Source organism: bacterium, assembly GCA_020854115.1.
GTDB lineage: Bacteria > Patescibacteriota > Saccharimonadia > CAILAD01.
Map to the genome: position 1 here is coordinate 41,780 of JADZGC010000004.1, position 13,402 is coordinate 55,181.

Sequence of the window (13,402 nt, forward strand, 5' to 3'; positions counted from 1 at the left end):
GATTACTGAGAGGAGGTACATGGATCTTCAGGGAGAAAAGTGTGGAGTATTTGGAGTATATGCACCTGGAGAAGATGTTGCTCGACTGACGTATTATGGGCTCTCTGCCTTGCAGCATCGCGGACAAGAGAGTTCGGGGATTGTGACGACTGATGGCGATCGCTTTTATACCCATAAAAAGCCTGGCCTTGTTGCACAAGTATTTAATGATGAAGCCCTTTCTACGCTCAAGGGCTTCGCAGCCATCGGGCATAACCGATACGCTACATCAGGGGGTAAGCATGATGCACATGCGCAACCTGTGCTGCGCGGTGATGACGTGATAGCTTTGGCGCATAATGGGAATTTGCCCTCTACTACTGAGCTCGAGAAGTTCTTGCGATCAAAGAAACTCCTGAAGCAGGGCAGTAATGACACTGAGATGATGGCCGACGTGATCAGATATTGGCGTTATCATGGCAAGAACCCAGTCGAAGCGCTGCAGCTTGCTTGGCCACTGTTTACAGGGGCTTTTTCATGTCTGATGTTAAGCCAGCATCGCTTGATAGCCTTTCGCGATAGTCGTGGCATACGCCCACTGTCGATTGGCCGATTGCCGGGTGGAGGATATGTGATCGCCTCTGAAACGTGCGCCTTTGATATCATTGGGGCTTCGTATGAGCGTGACGTGCGGCCTGGTGAATTGATTGAAATAAAAAACGGTGAGTTGCAATCGATCCAGATCGAGGAGCCGGATGAAAGGCTCGAAGTATTTGAATATATTTACTTCGCTCGACCCGATAGCTTACTCCAGGGGCAACGGGTGAATGAAGTGCGCCGTCGCTTGGGCGTGAAGCTGGCACAGGAACAGCCAGTACGCGCCGATGTAGTTATACCGGTCCCTGATTCCGCTATACCGGCTGCGCTTGGGTTCGCTCAGGAATCATGTATCGAATTCGACCACGGACTTATCAAGAATCGCTATATTCACCGCACGTTTATTACGCCTGATCAGACCCTGCGAGAGCGAGCAGTTGCCATGAAGCTCAACCCCCTTCCAGAGGTCGTTGCCGGCAAGAATGTGGTATTGATTGATGATTCTATTGTGCGCGGTACAACTACGAAGCAGATCATCGCGCTTGTGCGAGCTGCCGGAGCAAAGACCGTGCATGTGCGTGTCAGCTCGCCCCCAGTGCTGTATCCAGACTTCTATGGTATAGATACCCCAGATCAATCAAAATTGATTGCTTCGGAGCTTCGTGCGACGCGCAAAGTCGGAGCAGCAATTGGGGCTGATAGTTTGGGGTATTTATCAGTTGAAGGTATGCTTGAGGCGATTGATCGTCCTAAGGATTCGTTGTGTTTAGCATGCTTTACGGGAGAATATCCAATTGATCTTCGCGAGCGCACCGACGAAGTGCAGATGATTGATTCCAAGCAGCCGGTAAATGCGGTAGCATAGTACGAGTATGGCAAGCATTTTTACTAAGATTCGACAGCACGAGATACCGGGTGAGATTATTTATCAGGACTCAACGGTCTTTATTATTCTGACGATTCGACCGCATACCTCGGGGCATAGCCTGGTGATACCTGTCGCGGAAGAGCCTGATTTTCAAGAGCTTCCAGAGGATCAATACACACGCCTTATGGCAGTAACTCGACAATATGCTCAGGCGCTTCGAGCAATTTATCAGTCACCAAAGGTTGCACTGGTTGCGATGGGTCTGGAGGTGGCGCATACGCACTTGCACGTATTTCCTCTGTATACCGAGGACGATATAAACATCTCTCGAGCACACACAGTGAGCTCAGAAGAATTAAAAGAAGAAGCTGATAAGATACGGTCATATCTCAAGGAGCATCCAATACAGTGATCGCAATTGCAATATTGCTAGGTTTAGTACAGGCGCTTACTGAATTTCTGCCGATATCGTCAAGCGCACATCTCCTGATCATTCCGTGGCTGTTCAATTTTCCAGGCCTGGGCCTGGCATTTGATGCATCCTTACATATCGGGACGTCGACCGCATTGATCTGGTATTTTTGGAGTGACTTCGTAAAGATCGTGCGTGAACGAGGTGAGTTACCTTGGATGATCTTGATTGCATCTATTCCCGGTGGGGTGGTTGGATTTTTTGGCGAGAAGATCATAGACCAGGTCTTTCACGAAGGGTCAGCTGCAATATTGATATCCGCAATCGGTATCTTGGTCGCCACAACGGTAATCTGGGTTATTGATCGGAATGCCCGAGAACGCAAGACGTTTGAGCAACTCGTACGCCGTGATGCGATGTTCATTGGTATTGGTCAGGCACTTGCCTTAATCCCCGGCGTATCTCGATCTGGCGCCACCATTGCTGCGGGTCTTGCAGTGGGGCTCAAGCGCGAAGAGGCAGCACGATTTAGCTTCTTGATCGGTACTCCTATGGCGCTGGGCGCGGGCCTATATAAGATGCTCGGCATCGTACAGTCTCAGCCAACGGGCATGGAGCTAGCTCAGATGGGCGTGGGCATACTGGTGTCTGCGCTGGGTGGTTTCATTGTTATCCGTTGGCTGCTAGCATACCTTAAGCATCATGACCTGAGAGTGTTCTTGCTCTATCGTGCGGTGTTTGCAGTACTTGTGCTAATCGTGTTGTGGCAGAGGTGGTAGGAAGATGGTAGCGCGCATTCACTGTGATGGTGGCTCTCGCGGTAATCCGGGTCCTGCCGCCGCCGGCTCAGTCCTACTTGATGATCAAGGGCAAGTCATTGACACCCTGAGCGAGTATATGGGCATCGCAACCAATAATCTGGCAGAGTACCAGGCTGTGTTGCTTGGGATAGAGCTGATGCGCAAGCATCAATTAGCCGAAGCCAACTTCTACCTCGATAGCCAGCTCGTTGTAAGGCAGTTAGAGGGCCAGTATAAGGTCAAGCACCCAGACATGCAGCGACAGTATGCGGCCGTACAAGAGGCCTTACGGGGCCTAACGGTTCGCTTCCATCACGTCCTGCGCGAGCACAATAAGGATGCTGATGCAGCAGTGAATGCCTGCTTGGACGCGCATAGTGATAACTAGACAAATATAGATTAATATAGTAAAATAATGTAGCAAGCAAGTAGGCAGCCGCCCAATATTTTGGGAGGAAAGTCCGAACAGCTCGAGTGCATGGTGGTCGCTAACGGCGACCCGGGGTAACCCGAGGGATAGTGCCACAGAAACGATACCGCCGACTCTATGTCGGTAAGGGTGAAACGAGTGCGGCAAGAGCGCACAGTGCTGTATGGTGACATACGGTAATGGTAAACCCCACCTGCTGCAAGGCTTATGGATCCTTGATTCTTCGTGAATCAGAGCGCACTCGCTCTTTAAATGGATACGTCGCACGATCGTAGGCGAACTACGACGCTGGCCGATCTACGATCGGTCAGAGAGAGATGGCTGCCCATCACGAGATAGGCTCGTTGATGACAGAATTCGGCTTATCGCTTGCTTGTCCGCATAAGAACTCATGCTCAGTGAGTCTTTATGCAGGGTCATCAGGTTGGTACAATAGATACAGATGCGCAAACGTAGCGAACTATTATTTAACTTGCTTCTGATACCGCTCGATGCGGGGGCTTTGATTGCAAGCTGGGTGCTTGCATATATCATTCGCGTTGAATATACGCTCAAGCCTACGGTCTACAATATCCCTGGCTATGACTATCTCGGCGCTATGGTAGCGCTTGTGCCTGTTAGTGTAGCGCTATTTGCTGTGGTTGGTTTATATAGCTTCGACTCGACTCGTAGTCGATGGGTCGAATACGGAAAAGTTGTTGCGGCTGTTTCTGCGAGCACGATGTTCTTAATTATCGTAGACTTTTTTACAACAAAGCCACTTTTCCCATCTAAGGCGGTCGTGATATATGGCCTCGTCATTTCTCTCTTGTCGGTGATTGTAGTACGATTTGTACTCAATAGCTTTCAGCGATGGCTGTTTCGCTTTGGTATAGGGCGACGGCGAGTAGTAGTCATTGGCTCTGGTGAGATGGCAGACAATCTTACCTATGCCTATCAAAAGCAACGAGGCTATGTGCTGGCTGGGATCATCCCGCATGCAAAGTCAGAATATACAAAGTTAGAAGCTTTGTTGAAGCAGAGATTAGTCGATGAGGTCGTACTTGCGGAATACGATGTTTCGGCTGAGAAACAACTTCAGTACATCACGCTAACTCATGAGCATCATGTTGGATATAAGTTTGTGCCGACTATAGCTGGGCTCTTCCAGACGCGATCGCAGTCGGAGTTAGTTGCTGAGCTTCCATTGATTGAGGTCGTGCGCACACCACTTGATGGGTGGTGGCGAATTTATAAGGCAATACTTGATTATTGTATGGCAATTGTCGTGACACTAATATTGACTCCGATTATGCTTGCGATAGCGCTAGTTATCAAGTTAACGGACAGGGGGCCGGTGTTTTATCGACATGAACGGATTGGGCGTGATGGTAAGAAAATTCAAGTTTGGAAATTTCGTAGTATGTATACGAAATTCTCGACAGGTGCTGGCTACTCTGGAAAGAGCGACAAAGAAATTCTCGAGCAGCTTGGGAGCAAGAAGTTGGCCGCTGAATTCGCCAAAGAACAGAAACTTAAAGATGACCCACGAGTAACGCCAATCGGTAAGTTCTTGCGCAAGACGAGCCTGGATGAGCTCCCGCAAATTATCAATGTTCTTCGAGGCGAACTCAGTATCATTGGTCCTCGTCCGGTAGTTGAAGCCGAGCTGAAGCGGTACGGAGATAAGCGTGCAACATTCTTGCTCATTAAGCCGGGGATTACAGGCCTCTGGCAGGTATCTGGTAGAAATGACATCTCGTACGAAAATCGCGTGAAGCTTGATGTATACTACGTCGAACACTGGAGTGCTTGGCAAGATATTCGGATTCTCTTTCGCACTGTTTTGGTGATCTTCGGGCGAAAAGGATATTAGGGCGCGTGCGTATCGCCATTGTACATGATTGGCTAACAAACTTAGGTGGCGCCGAGCGGGTTGTAGCTGCAATGCTAGAAGCGTACCCCCAGGCAGACCTCTATACAAGTGTCTATAATCCAGAGCGCTTAAAGCTCTTTCGGGATAAGAGGGTGCATACAACCTTTCTTCAAAACATACCTCTTGCAAAGCAGAAGCATCAGCTTTTTTCGGGTATGAGGCGACTAGCCTTTGAGCAGCTCGATATCAAAGGATATGATGTTGTAATTTCTTCTACGACAGCTGAAGCCAAAGGAATTATTACTGATGAGCGGACCCTTCATATATCTTACATAAATACGCCCACCCGATATCTATGGAGCCACTATGCAGAGTATCTGGCGCATCCTGGTTTTGGGGTGCTTGATCCGCTCGCTCGCTGGCAGTTGCGACGTACGGTCCAGAAAGCTAGAAAATGGGACTTTGCGGCAGCACAGAGGCCAGACGTCTTACTCGCTAACTCAAAGCATGTACAGAAAAGGATACAGAAATACTACCAGCGCGATAGTCAGGTAGTTTACCCTGTTGTAGATGTCGAACGCTTTATGAAGCGACGGCATCCTCGGCCACGACATGTGCCAGATCGCTATATGTTAGCGGTCAGCCGTTTAGTGCCATATAAGCGTATCGATATCGCTGTGCAGGCATGTGAGCAGGCCGGCTATCCGCTTATTGTTATTGGTGCTGGCCCGCAACTCAAGAGCCTGAGAAAGATAGCTGGTCCACAGACGCAATTCCTTGGAGAGGTGAAGGATAGCTTGGTTGAAGCGTACCTCCAGCATGCTAGTGCCTTCCTGTTTCCGGGCGAAGAAGATTTTGGGATCACGCCGGTCGAGTCATTGGCCTCTGGGACGCCAGTGATTGCATATAGGCGAGGAGGGGCTACCGAGACTGTTGCGGATAGCGTTGGCGTATTAGTGCGACAGCAAAGTGTGGCCGCATTTGTGCGGGCGATTCAAGAGTACGACGCGACTTGTTATGATGCGGATATATTGCAACTACGTGCTCAGGAGTTTTCAAGAGAGCGGTTTATTGCAGAGCTACAGCGAGTGGTTAGGGCGAGCCTCGAAAGTGTTGGCTAATATAAAACGATTTGCTTTACCTATATTGATTATTTGTTTTTTTGGGCTGGTTGCCGCCTTGTCACCGCTTAAAGGGTTGTTGATTAGCCGAAATACTGATGATAAAACCACAACATTTATTCGTGCTATACTTGGTGACAAGGTTAAGCCAAAAACGACCTTACTGCTATTTGCAAATAATAACGCCTTGAGGGTTGGCGGGGGATTTGTAGGGACTATTGGAGTGCTGCGAGGAGATGGCGATAATATAGCAATTAGGGAGATCCGCAGCGTATATTATTATGATCATCGTCTGGACGATAAGGTGGGTTTTGTAGTGGCGCCAAATTACATGGGGCGTTTTACAGACTCGCTACGAATCGCCGATAGTCTAAGTGAGCCAATAACTTCACTAAACCTGCAAAGGGCGCACGATGTATACTCCCGGGTTTCTGGTGAAAAAATCGATAATGTTGTAGAAATAACACCAGATCTACTAAAGAGTATATTGGATATCACTGGACCGATTGAGCTGCGAGAGTACAATCTTACAGTCGATTCTACGAATGTATTGAAAACCATACAGCTGGAAGTTGAATCAGGGAAAGATCGTGTTATCGGAAAGGACCCAAAAAGTGTGTTATCTGTATTAGCGAACGAGATAATCCAGAGAATTCCTCAGTTATCGTTGCGCGATACAGGAAGGTACTATAGCCTCCTAGGGCGTGTTTCTGCAGGTGAACAAGCACGAGCTTTACTCAATATCAGTGATCCGAGCAGGTTAGTGGTTACTAATTCTAGAGAGGAGTATATCGGTGCGAAAAATGCCCTGCTCATAACCAGCTCGAATTTAGATGCAGGTAAAGCAAGTATGAGCATTAAGCAAAATATATCCCTTGACTACTATATTGGTAGCGATGGCAAGGATAGATATTCATTAGATATCACTCGTACGCATACTGCGAGTGAGAAACTATCATATGTCGACCCTAGAACGGGCGGGGGGAACGATATAATTGGTACCGATATCTCAGCCATACAGGTATATTTGCCTCTTGGCGCACGACCAGTAGATGACAATGAGGCGCCAATAGTGCTAGAGAGTACAAACAGATGGGTGAAATATACCGAGGAGATGCAGCTAGGGCTACAAGAGACTAAAAATATTTCATTCACCTATACCTTGCAGCGCAGAGAAGAGATCAGTGGGCGTATATCGGGCAGTCAGTGGGTCCTCTATCAGTTTGGTGCTTCACCACAGCGCGTTAAGGTGCGAATTCATGCACCTGCTGGGTATGTTGTTGCTGATCTGCCTAGTAATGCAACGACTGTTGATAATCGAATCATCCAGTTTGACATATTCCAGGAACAACAGGATCTCGAGTTGAAGTATGATTTTAGATCGGAAGCGGAGTAGAGTTTTGCTACGTTTATTTCGCGAGTTTGACGAGTGCTTTGATGGCCTGTGGTTGCTTCACGGCAAGCTCAGCAAGCATCTTACGATTGAGTTTGATGTCTTTTTTGGTTAGGCCAGAAATGAATGTGCTATAGCTGAGTCCGTGTGGTCGTACGGCTGCATTGATTCGTGTCACCCAGAGTGAACGGAAATCGCGCTTACGATTACGGCGATCACGGTAGCTGTAGCTAAGTGCCTTCAAGACTGCTTCGTGGCCTTTGCGGTATGATGCGCGGCGTGTATGGCCCATGCCCTTAGTGAGGGCGAGGATCTTCTTATGGCGACGTCGGGCAGTAACAGATCGTTTTACACGCATTATGAGGCTCCCAGCATTCGCTTAACGGTCTTTGTTTCGCTTGCGCTCACGGCATGGGATTTGGTGTATCCGCGCTTTCGATCAGCTGGCTTACCACTCAACTTGTGTGCACGGGTAGCTCGGCGACGCAGTAGCGCACCTGATCCTGTAATCTTGAACCGCTTGCTAGCAGTCTTGTTGGTCTTTACCTTTGGCATCTTGTTTCCTTACTACTAATACAGCTGATAATTCGCGCCCATTCAGCGCGGCAGCCTGTTCGATTGTTGCTATCTCGGAGAGACGATCGCAGAACTTATCGAGTACCATACGACCAAGTTCCGGATGTGTAATCTCGCGTCCACGGAAGCGTACATTGACGCGAACCTTGTGGCCCTTCTCTAGGAACTTGACGGCAGCACGATGCTTGACGTCGAGGTCGTGAGTATCGGTCTTAAGTCCCAATCGAACCTGTTTAATGTCGAATTGTTTTTGATTGCGGCGGTTTTTTTGCTGAGCCTTATCCTGCTCATAGCGAAACTTACCCCAATCTATGATACGAACTACGGGAGGCTTAGCCAGAGGTGAAACTTCAACCAGATCAAGTCCGGCTTCTTCTGCAAGTCGTCGAGCCTCTTTGATAGACACTACTCCTACTTGCCGTGCTGAGGCGTCAATTAACCGTACCGGGTCGGCCGTTATCTGATAATTGACGCGAATTCGCTTGCTAATACTCTGGATACTCCTACTCGTTCTCGATCAAGTCTACAAGAAAACTACAGATTAATCAATATCTTGGGGGGTATTTTTTGCTGTTATGACGCGTAATTTCCAGGGTAGGATTTCGATAGAGAACTGGCGACTAGTCCTTTGGTGCGGATCATTCTCGAAGAGAAGGCTCGTTTCAGTGTGAATTGTAGCCTTTTTTATGGGGATATGTAGAACATCTTCTTGATCTTGCCGAACATGCATCTGTTCTTTGACGAGTCGAAATATCGGTTGTGTGTGCCGCGCTTTTGGTGAGCCTTCATGTAAAATATGAAGCTGCAACAGCGTTCCTGGGTCGCTGTCACTAGATTGAAGTGGGATGAGTCGGACGATACTCCCCGGGCAGCGTAGATGATATCGAGAATTACCATTCGTGGCATCAATCGCTAGTGTGGTAGATGCTGTCTGACCGGTAGTGAGTTCAAGCTGATTGAGGAAGAGGTGGTTGTCGCATGAAAATACCGGCATACGAGTAATTTTACGGGCAGCTATAGTTTGTAGTTCTTGCTTGAATTGGCTCTTTAAGACAGTGGCTTGTATTTGTGCAATGGGTATTTTTTGTACTCGAGGGGTGATATGGGCTAGTACTAGGTCATGGTTATTTCTCAAGGTTTCCGAAACCGCACCTAGAAATCGCGCTTGCCACAACGCATCACCGATAGAGAGTAGTGTGGCGATATGTGTTTGGCTCTGTCGTGTCTCTAATTCCGAAATAGCCACATGCTTTACCTGGAGTCGTAAGTCTTGAGCAAAGGCATCAATGAGTTGCACGATTTTTGTGCGATCAGATTGCTGTAATGAGTCTTGAATGGAGTAGACAATCATAGCGGCCCACTACTTCGTGCATCGGTGTGATGAATACGTGCGCTGACGAGTGCACCAGGCTCAATATGGATGCTCGGAGATGAGTACACTCCCTTGATGTTTGCCGATCTTTTGACCTCCATTGTGTCGCTGGCGGTGTTGTCGCCATTAGTCGCGCCGAAAATAACGAGTGAGCGAGCAGTGATGTCACCTTCAAATGCACCGTTTTCAGTAATCTCGCAAAAGCCGGCTGTATGAATCGACCCCGATACTGTTGCATCAATTACAACATCATCATTAGATTGGACCGTTACATCACCACGAACGAACGAGGAGAGGTATATCCCGGCATGAGTTCGGTAGTCGAAAGGGAGCTTATTTCGAGCCATGCTTCTCCTGGTATGGGTTTTGCTTGAGTGCTTTTGTTACGGCTGTTGCTTCTTCATCTGAGAGATTGTGTGAACTTTGACCAAGAATGATTTGCTTGGCGTATACGCGTGATCCAGTTCGGGCATGGATACTCGATATAACCCAGCCATTTCCTTTGTAATCGAGTACAGCCAGACAAAAACTTTGATCGCCTCCAGTATCGGCGAACGGATTAAATCGTACGAAGCCTATTCTCGAGTGGCCGTGCTCTGCCAAGCCCTGTAGCTTTTGTGTGCGTTCTTCTAGCTTTGCTAAGCGCTTATTCTGATCTTTTTCTTGATCGGCGTACTGATTCAGGCGGCTCATGATGCTTCCTTGGGTATCCTTGCTATTGAAGAACTCTCCGAAGTTTCGCTCAATCTTTATGATACGCCATAGCAAGTAAGCGCACAGTCCAATAAGTCCTACTACAAATGCGATTAGTATTACTTCCACCTCATACCTCCGTTGACTGCTTATTATAGCCCCTTCGAGAAAACATTGGCAATTCGTTGAGCTTCAGATACAATTGCTTTTGATATGGCTAATAGAAAAAAGCATCTGAAATATCGAGCTAGTAAAACGAGTGAGACGCCTCGTAATCCAGGGAAATTAGCGCCGAGTAATTCGATGGAAAGCAGTCAGGATGAGGTCGCGCACAAGAAAATGGCGACTAAGAAGGGTGCCTCAGCGGCTGTTAAGCAGAAGAAAGCTGTTCCACAAAAATATTCGGCACTTACTCCTCATGAGGCAGGAGTGGTACGCAAAGAACTATTGCATCTCATGATAGCTGCAGCAGGATTGGCTGTACTTTATGCGGTGCTATGGGGGGTGCTTACCAGGACTGGGCTTGAATCTTACTTAACGGAACTTATCAAGCTACAGTAGCGGCTGCTTGGGTATTGTCAACTTTATACCCATGAGAGTTATCGATATCGGTTCGTTTATATTGTAGCGCTTCAGCTAAATGACTTCTTTTGATGATATTACTGTCCTCAAGGTCCGCTATTGTGCGCGCGACACGTTGGATACGTTGAACGGCCCGTTGAGTAAGCCCTAGATTTGACTGAGCAAGTGCTAAGAGCTGGATTGCGCTGTCTTCTAGCCCGATAAAGCGGTCTATGTCATCAAAGCGAATGTCACTATTGTGGAGATATGCTGTTTCTCTGTAGCGCGTTGCTTGGCGAGTGCGTGCAGTGGATATTTGTTCTCTCGGATCTATAGGTGAGTCAGCTAATGATGTATTAATTACATCGTTTTCCGCTTCGAGATATACAATGATGTCAAAACGATCGAGTAGTGGGCCGGATATACGTTTCTGATAACTCTGTATGCGCTGTATTGTGCAGTTGCACGGGCGACTATTCGATCCTGTATAGCCGCAAGGGCAGGGGTTCATGGCCGCTATGAGCAGAGTGTTTGCCGGATAGCTTGCGGTCATGGCGGCTCGGGCAATTGTGACCTCGCGATTCTCGAGTGGCTGTCTCAAGGTCTCAAGGCTGCTGCGTGAGAATTCAGGCAATTCGTCGAGAAAGAGTACTCCGCGATGAGCCAAGCTAATCTCTCCGGGCCGAGGTCTAGACCCGCCACCAATCAATGCGTGCTCACTGGCGTTGTGGTGCGGAGCTCGAAAAGGTCGCGCTCCGAACGGCATGGGTGGCTTGACGCCCGCTAAAGAGTGGATGTAGTATATTTCCTTCGTTTCCTCTAGGGTTGCAGTGGGCATGAGCGACGGTAGGCTGTGAGCAAGCAAAGTTTTGCCCACTCCAGGAGGCCCAATCATTAAGATATTGTGATTGCCAGCAGCAGCGATCTGCAAGGCGCGCTTTGCCATTACTTGACCGCGGATGTGCGCAAGTGGGTTTGACTTACTCGAAATCATTCCTGCATATGCAAGCTTATCTACGCTACCATGCCACGCCATAAGCGTTTTTTCATCAAGAAAATGAAGATACAGTTCTCGCAAATTCGCCGGCCGTAATATCTCTAGGTTGTCAATTTTTGGAATATCTAATTGTGTATGTGGATCTATCACAATCGTTCGAAATCCTGCACGACTAGCACTTAAGACAGAGGCAATAGATTCGTGCGTTGGTCGCAGCGAACCATCAAGGGCTAGCTCGGCCATGAAGCAAATGTCCTTTGAGAGGGCGGGGAGCTGTTTGGTTGCTACGAGGATCCCCATGGCGAGCGCAAGATCACAATTAATGCCAGTCTTTGCTACATCGGCTGGCGCTAAGTTAATAGTTACCTTACGCGGCGGAAATTCGAGCCCGCTATTTCGAATCGCGCTGCGAATGCGCTCTCGTGATTCCTCGATCGCTTTACTCGGTAGGCCAACAATCGTAATTCCTGGTAGGCCGGCAAACACATCTGTTTCAATAGTAATTGGATGTGGTTGTGCGCCGTGGTGGGCGAGTGTATAGGTTTGTGCGATCATGAGTACCCCCTTTGAAAGCACTATAGCGTACAAAAATCGAACAAACAAGCATAATCATTATTTGGCTGGGTTTTGCTGCCTATACCATCGTGCAGCGGATTCAGGAGGTATGACATTGACGATCATACCGGTACCAACCTCTAGGCCACCCCAAGGAGATACTACATTGCGCCCACATATTTTGAGCGTGAGTCTTTGATTCGGATGGATGCCTTGATCAACGATGAGGTTATAACTTATAGAAGTGTCCGTCAGTGCCTTTGTAATCGGCGCAAGTATCTCGGCTGCGCTTGAGAGTAGCTGGTTATCGCAGTCATCGAGTATACTTATTGCTCGTTTTGGTAAAAGCCAGGTCTCCATTTGCCACTGTGATGCATATGGACAGAATGCGATCCAGTCCTCATTTTCGGCAATAAGTCGTTTGTTTTCCTGCTTCTCGAACAAAATAATGGCTTCAAATGGATCGCGCTGGTATTTGTCATAGTAATTTGCGCAGGCTTCGGCTTCGCGGATAATGTTTGGCGGTACAATCGGGAGCGCAATTATCTGACTGTGTGCGTGCGCCAATGATGCCCCGGCTTCATAGCCGTCATTGCGGAAGATCGAAACGTAGGCGATGTGCCTATTGTGCTTGATATCGCGACTACGCTCTCGATAGGCCTGCAAGACTACGCCTACCTGTGTGCTGTCGAGCCTGCCGAATGGCACATTTGAGAGTGGGGTATCGATCACGAGTTCTTGTTTGCCATACGCGTGCGGGTTATCAAGTGTGAGGGCTGGGTATTTGTTCTCGACAACCTTTACATCCCACGGTATATTGCCCGATTTTGACGGTATTTCTAGTACTGAGGTTTGTAGGTCTAAGCGAGGAGAATCGGCCGACTCGACCATTGGATGGTCATGGCTTGCAGCGTCATACGGTCTGTTTTTACGCTTGGGGGCAACTAATACATAATATTCGTGGAGATAATCACGGCGTATTTCTGTGATTGCCTCAGAGACATCGAGATCAAGTTTGGCTGCGGGGTGGGTGTCAGGAAGCTGCATAGCAAGCCCTGGCTGGCTGTCAGCAGAATCGTGTGACCCAGTCTGTGGCTGATCATTGAGTGCTTCGCTATGGTGCCCATGATGCACATCGCTCGCGGGAATATGTAGACGTTCCATAGCTCTATACTACCCGATAGCACAAGAAA

The 13,402-nt window shown here is 48.3% G+C and carries 16 protein-coding genes and 1 other RNA gene; 9 read left to right on the top strand and 8 right to left on the bottom strand.

Annotation, left to right across the window (positions count from 1 at the left end; genetic code table 11):
- Positions 1–19 precede the first annotated feature (19 nt).
- The 8 genes from purF to IT415_00560 all read left to right on the top strand — a co-directional run bounded on the left by purF (position 20) and on the right by IT415_00560 (position 7,458).
- Entirely contained in the window at positions 20–1,441 is a 1,422-nt protein-coding gene (gene purF, locus IT415_00525; protein MCC7543182.1) for an amidophosphoribosyltransferase, read from the top strand.
- A gap of 7 nt (positions 1,442–1,448) precedes the next feature.
- A complete protein-coding gene (locus tag IT415_00530; GenBank protein MCC7543183.1) occupies positions 1,449–1,856 on the top strand; it encodes an HIT family protein in 408 nt (135 codons plus the stop codon).
- Complete coding sequence (locus IT415_00535) at positions 1,853–2,635, top strand: undecaprenyl-diphosphate phosphatase (GenBank protein MCC7543184.1); 783 nt, start codon at positions 1,853–1,855, stop codon at positions 2,633–2,635. Before IT415_00530 ends, IT415_00535 begins: the two co-directional genes overlap by 4 nt.
- Before the next feature lie 4 nt (positions 2,636–2,639).
- Positions 2,640–3,044 (top strand): ribonuclease HI family protein, encoded by a 405-nt coding sequence (locus IT415_00540; protein MCC7543185.1) that lies wholly within the window; start codon positions 2,640–2,642, stop codon positions 3,042–3,044.
- Positions 3,045–3,076: 32 nt separating this feature from the next.
- Positions 3,077–3,467, top strand: an RNA gene (gene rnpB, locus IT415_00545) — RNase P RNA component class A.
- Positions 3,468–3,528: 61 nt separating this feature from the next.
- Complete coding sequence (locus IT415_00550; protein MCC7543186.1) at positions 3,529–4,941, top strand: sugar transferase; 1,413 nt, start codon at positions 3,529–3,531, stop codon at positions 4,939–4,941.
- A 5-nt stretch (positions 4,942–4,946) separates the two neighbouring features.
- Positions 4,947–6,062: a glycosyltransferase gene (locus IT415_00555; protein MCC7543187.1), complete on the top strand. Its 1,116-nt coding sequence runs from the start codon at positions 4,947–4,949 to the stop codon at positions 6,060–6,062.
- A gap of 58 nt (positions 6,063–6,120) precedes the next feature.
- Positions 6,121–7,458 carry a DUF4012 domain-containing protein gene (locus IT415_00560; protein ID MCC7543188.1) on the top strand — a complete coding sequence of 446 codons (1,338 nt, stop codon included), beginning with the start codon at positions 6,121–6,123 and terminating at the stop codon, positions 7,456–7,458.
- Positions 7,459–7,471: 13 nt separating this feature from the next.
- Here IT415_00560 and rplT read toward each other — a convergent pair whose 3' ends face one another.
- The 6 genes from rplT to IT415_00590 are packed head-to-tail and all read right to left on the bottom strand — an operon-like array spanning position 7,472 to position 10,225.
- Positions 7,472–7,816 carry a 50S ribosomal protein L20 gene (rplT, locus tag IT415_00565; protein ID MCC7543189.1) on the bottom strand — a complete coding sequence of 115 codons (345 nt, stop codon included), beginning with the start codon at positions 7,814–7,816 and terminating at the stop codon, positions 7,472–7,474.
- Positions 7,813–8,010 (bottom strand): 50S ribosomal protein L35, encoded by a 198-nt coding sequence (gene rpmI, locus IT415_00570; protein ID MCC7543190.1) that lies wholly within the window; start codon positions 8,008–8,010, stop codon positions 7,813–7,815. Before rpmI ends, rplT begins: the two co-directional genes overlap by 4 nt.
- A complete protein-coding gene (locus IT415_00575) occupies positions 7,979–8,530 on the bottom strand; it encodes a translation initiation factor IF-3 (GenBank protein MCC7543191.1) in 552 nt (183 codons plus the stop codon). The genes rpmI and IT415_00575 overlap by 32 nt, the downstream gene beginning before the upstream one ends.
- 42 nt (positions 8,531–8,572) lie before the next feature.
- Positions 8,573–9,382, bottom strand: a complete 810-nt coding sequence (locus IT415_00580; GenBank protein ID MCC7543192.1) for a hypothetical protein — start codon at positions 9,380–9,382, stop codon at positions 8,573–8,575.
- Positions 9,379–9,750, bottom strand: a complete 372-nt coding sequence (locus tag IT415_00585; protein ID MCC7543193.1) for a polymer-forming cytoskeletal protein — start codon at positions 9,748–9,750, stop codon at positions 9,379–9,381. The genes IT415_00580 and IT415_00585 overlap by 4 nt, the downstream gene beginning before the upstream one ends.
- Complete coding sequence (locus tag IT415_00590; GenBank protein ID MCC7543194.1) at positions 9,737–10,225, bottom strand: DUF4446 family protein; 489 nt, start codon at positions 10,223–10,225, stop codon at positions 9,737–9,739. The genes IT415_00585 and IT415_00590 overlap by 14 nt, the downstream gene beginning before the upstream one ends.
- A gap of 84 nt (positions 10,226–10,309) precedes the next feature.
- On the opposite strand from IT415_00590, the gene IT415_00595 reads away from it, so the two are divergent.
- Positions 10,310–10,657: a hypothetical protein gene (locus IT415_00595; GenBank protein ID MCC7543195.1), complete on the top strand. Its 348-nt coding sequence runs from the start codon at positions 10,310–10,312 to the stop codon at positions 10,655–10,657.
- On the opposite strand, the gene IT415_00600 is transcribed toward IT415_00595, so the two are convergent.
- Complete coding sequence (locus IT415_00600) at positions 10,644–12,209, bottom strand: YifB family Mg chelatase-like AAA ATPase (protein ID MCC7543196.1); 1,566 nt, start codon at positions 12,207–12,209, stop codon at positions 10,644–10,646. The genes IT415_00595 and IT415_00600 overlap by 14 nt on opposite strands.
- Positions 12,210–12,266: 57 nt before the next feature.
- Positions 12,267–13,373, bottom strand: a complete 1,107-nt coding sequence (locus tag IT415_00605) for a hypothetical protein (protein ID MCC7543197.1) — start codon at positions 13,371–13,373, stop codon at positions 12,267–12,269.
- Positions 13,374–13,402: the final 29 nt, after the last annotated feature.

Excerpts from the sequence above, each read along its gene's own strand:
- purF (MCC7543182.1), top strand. The coding sequence starts at position 20 with ATGGATCTTCAGGGAGAAAAGTGTGGAGTATTTGGAGTATATGCACCT.
- IT415_00530 (MCC7543183.1), top strand. The coding sequence starts at position 1,449 with ATGGCAAGCATTTTTACTAAGATTCGACAGCACGAGATACCGGGTGAG.
- IT415_00540 (MCC7543185.1), top strand. The coding sequence starts at position 2,640 with ATGGTAGCGCGCATTCACTGTGATGGTGGCTCTCGCGGTAATCCGGGT.
- IT415_00550 (MCC7543186.1), top strand. The coding sequence starts at position 3,529 with ATGCGCAAACGTAGCGAACTATTATTTAACTTGCTTCTGATACCGCTC.
- rpmI (MCC7543190.1), bottom strand. The coding sequence starts at position 8,010 with ATGCCAAAGGTAAAGACCAACAAGACTGCTAGCAAGCGGTTCAAGATT.
- IT415_00580 (MCC7543192.1), bottom strand. The coding sequence starts at position 9,382 with ATGATTGTCTACTCCATTCAAGACTCATTACAGCAATCTGATCGCACA.
- IT415_00585 (MCC7543193.1), bottom strand. The coding sequence starts at position 9,750 with ATGGCTCGAAATAAGCTCCCTTTCGACTACCGAACTCATGCCGGGATA.
- IT415_00595 (MCC7543195.1), top strand. The coding sequence starts at position 10,310 with ATGGCTAATAGAAAAAAGCATCTGAAATATCGAGCTAGTAAAACGAGT.
- IT415_00600 (MCC7543196.1), bottom strand. The coding sequence starts at position 12,209 with ATGATCGCACAAACCTATACACTCGCCCACCACGGCGCACAACCACAT.
- IT415_00605 (MCC7543197.1), bottom strand. The coding sequence starts at position 13,373 with ATGGAACGTCTACATATTCCCGCGAGCGATGTGCATCATGGGCACCAT.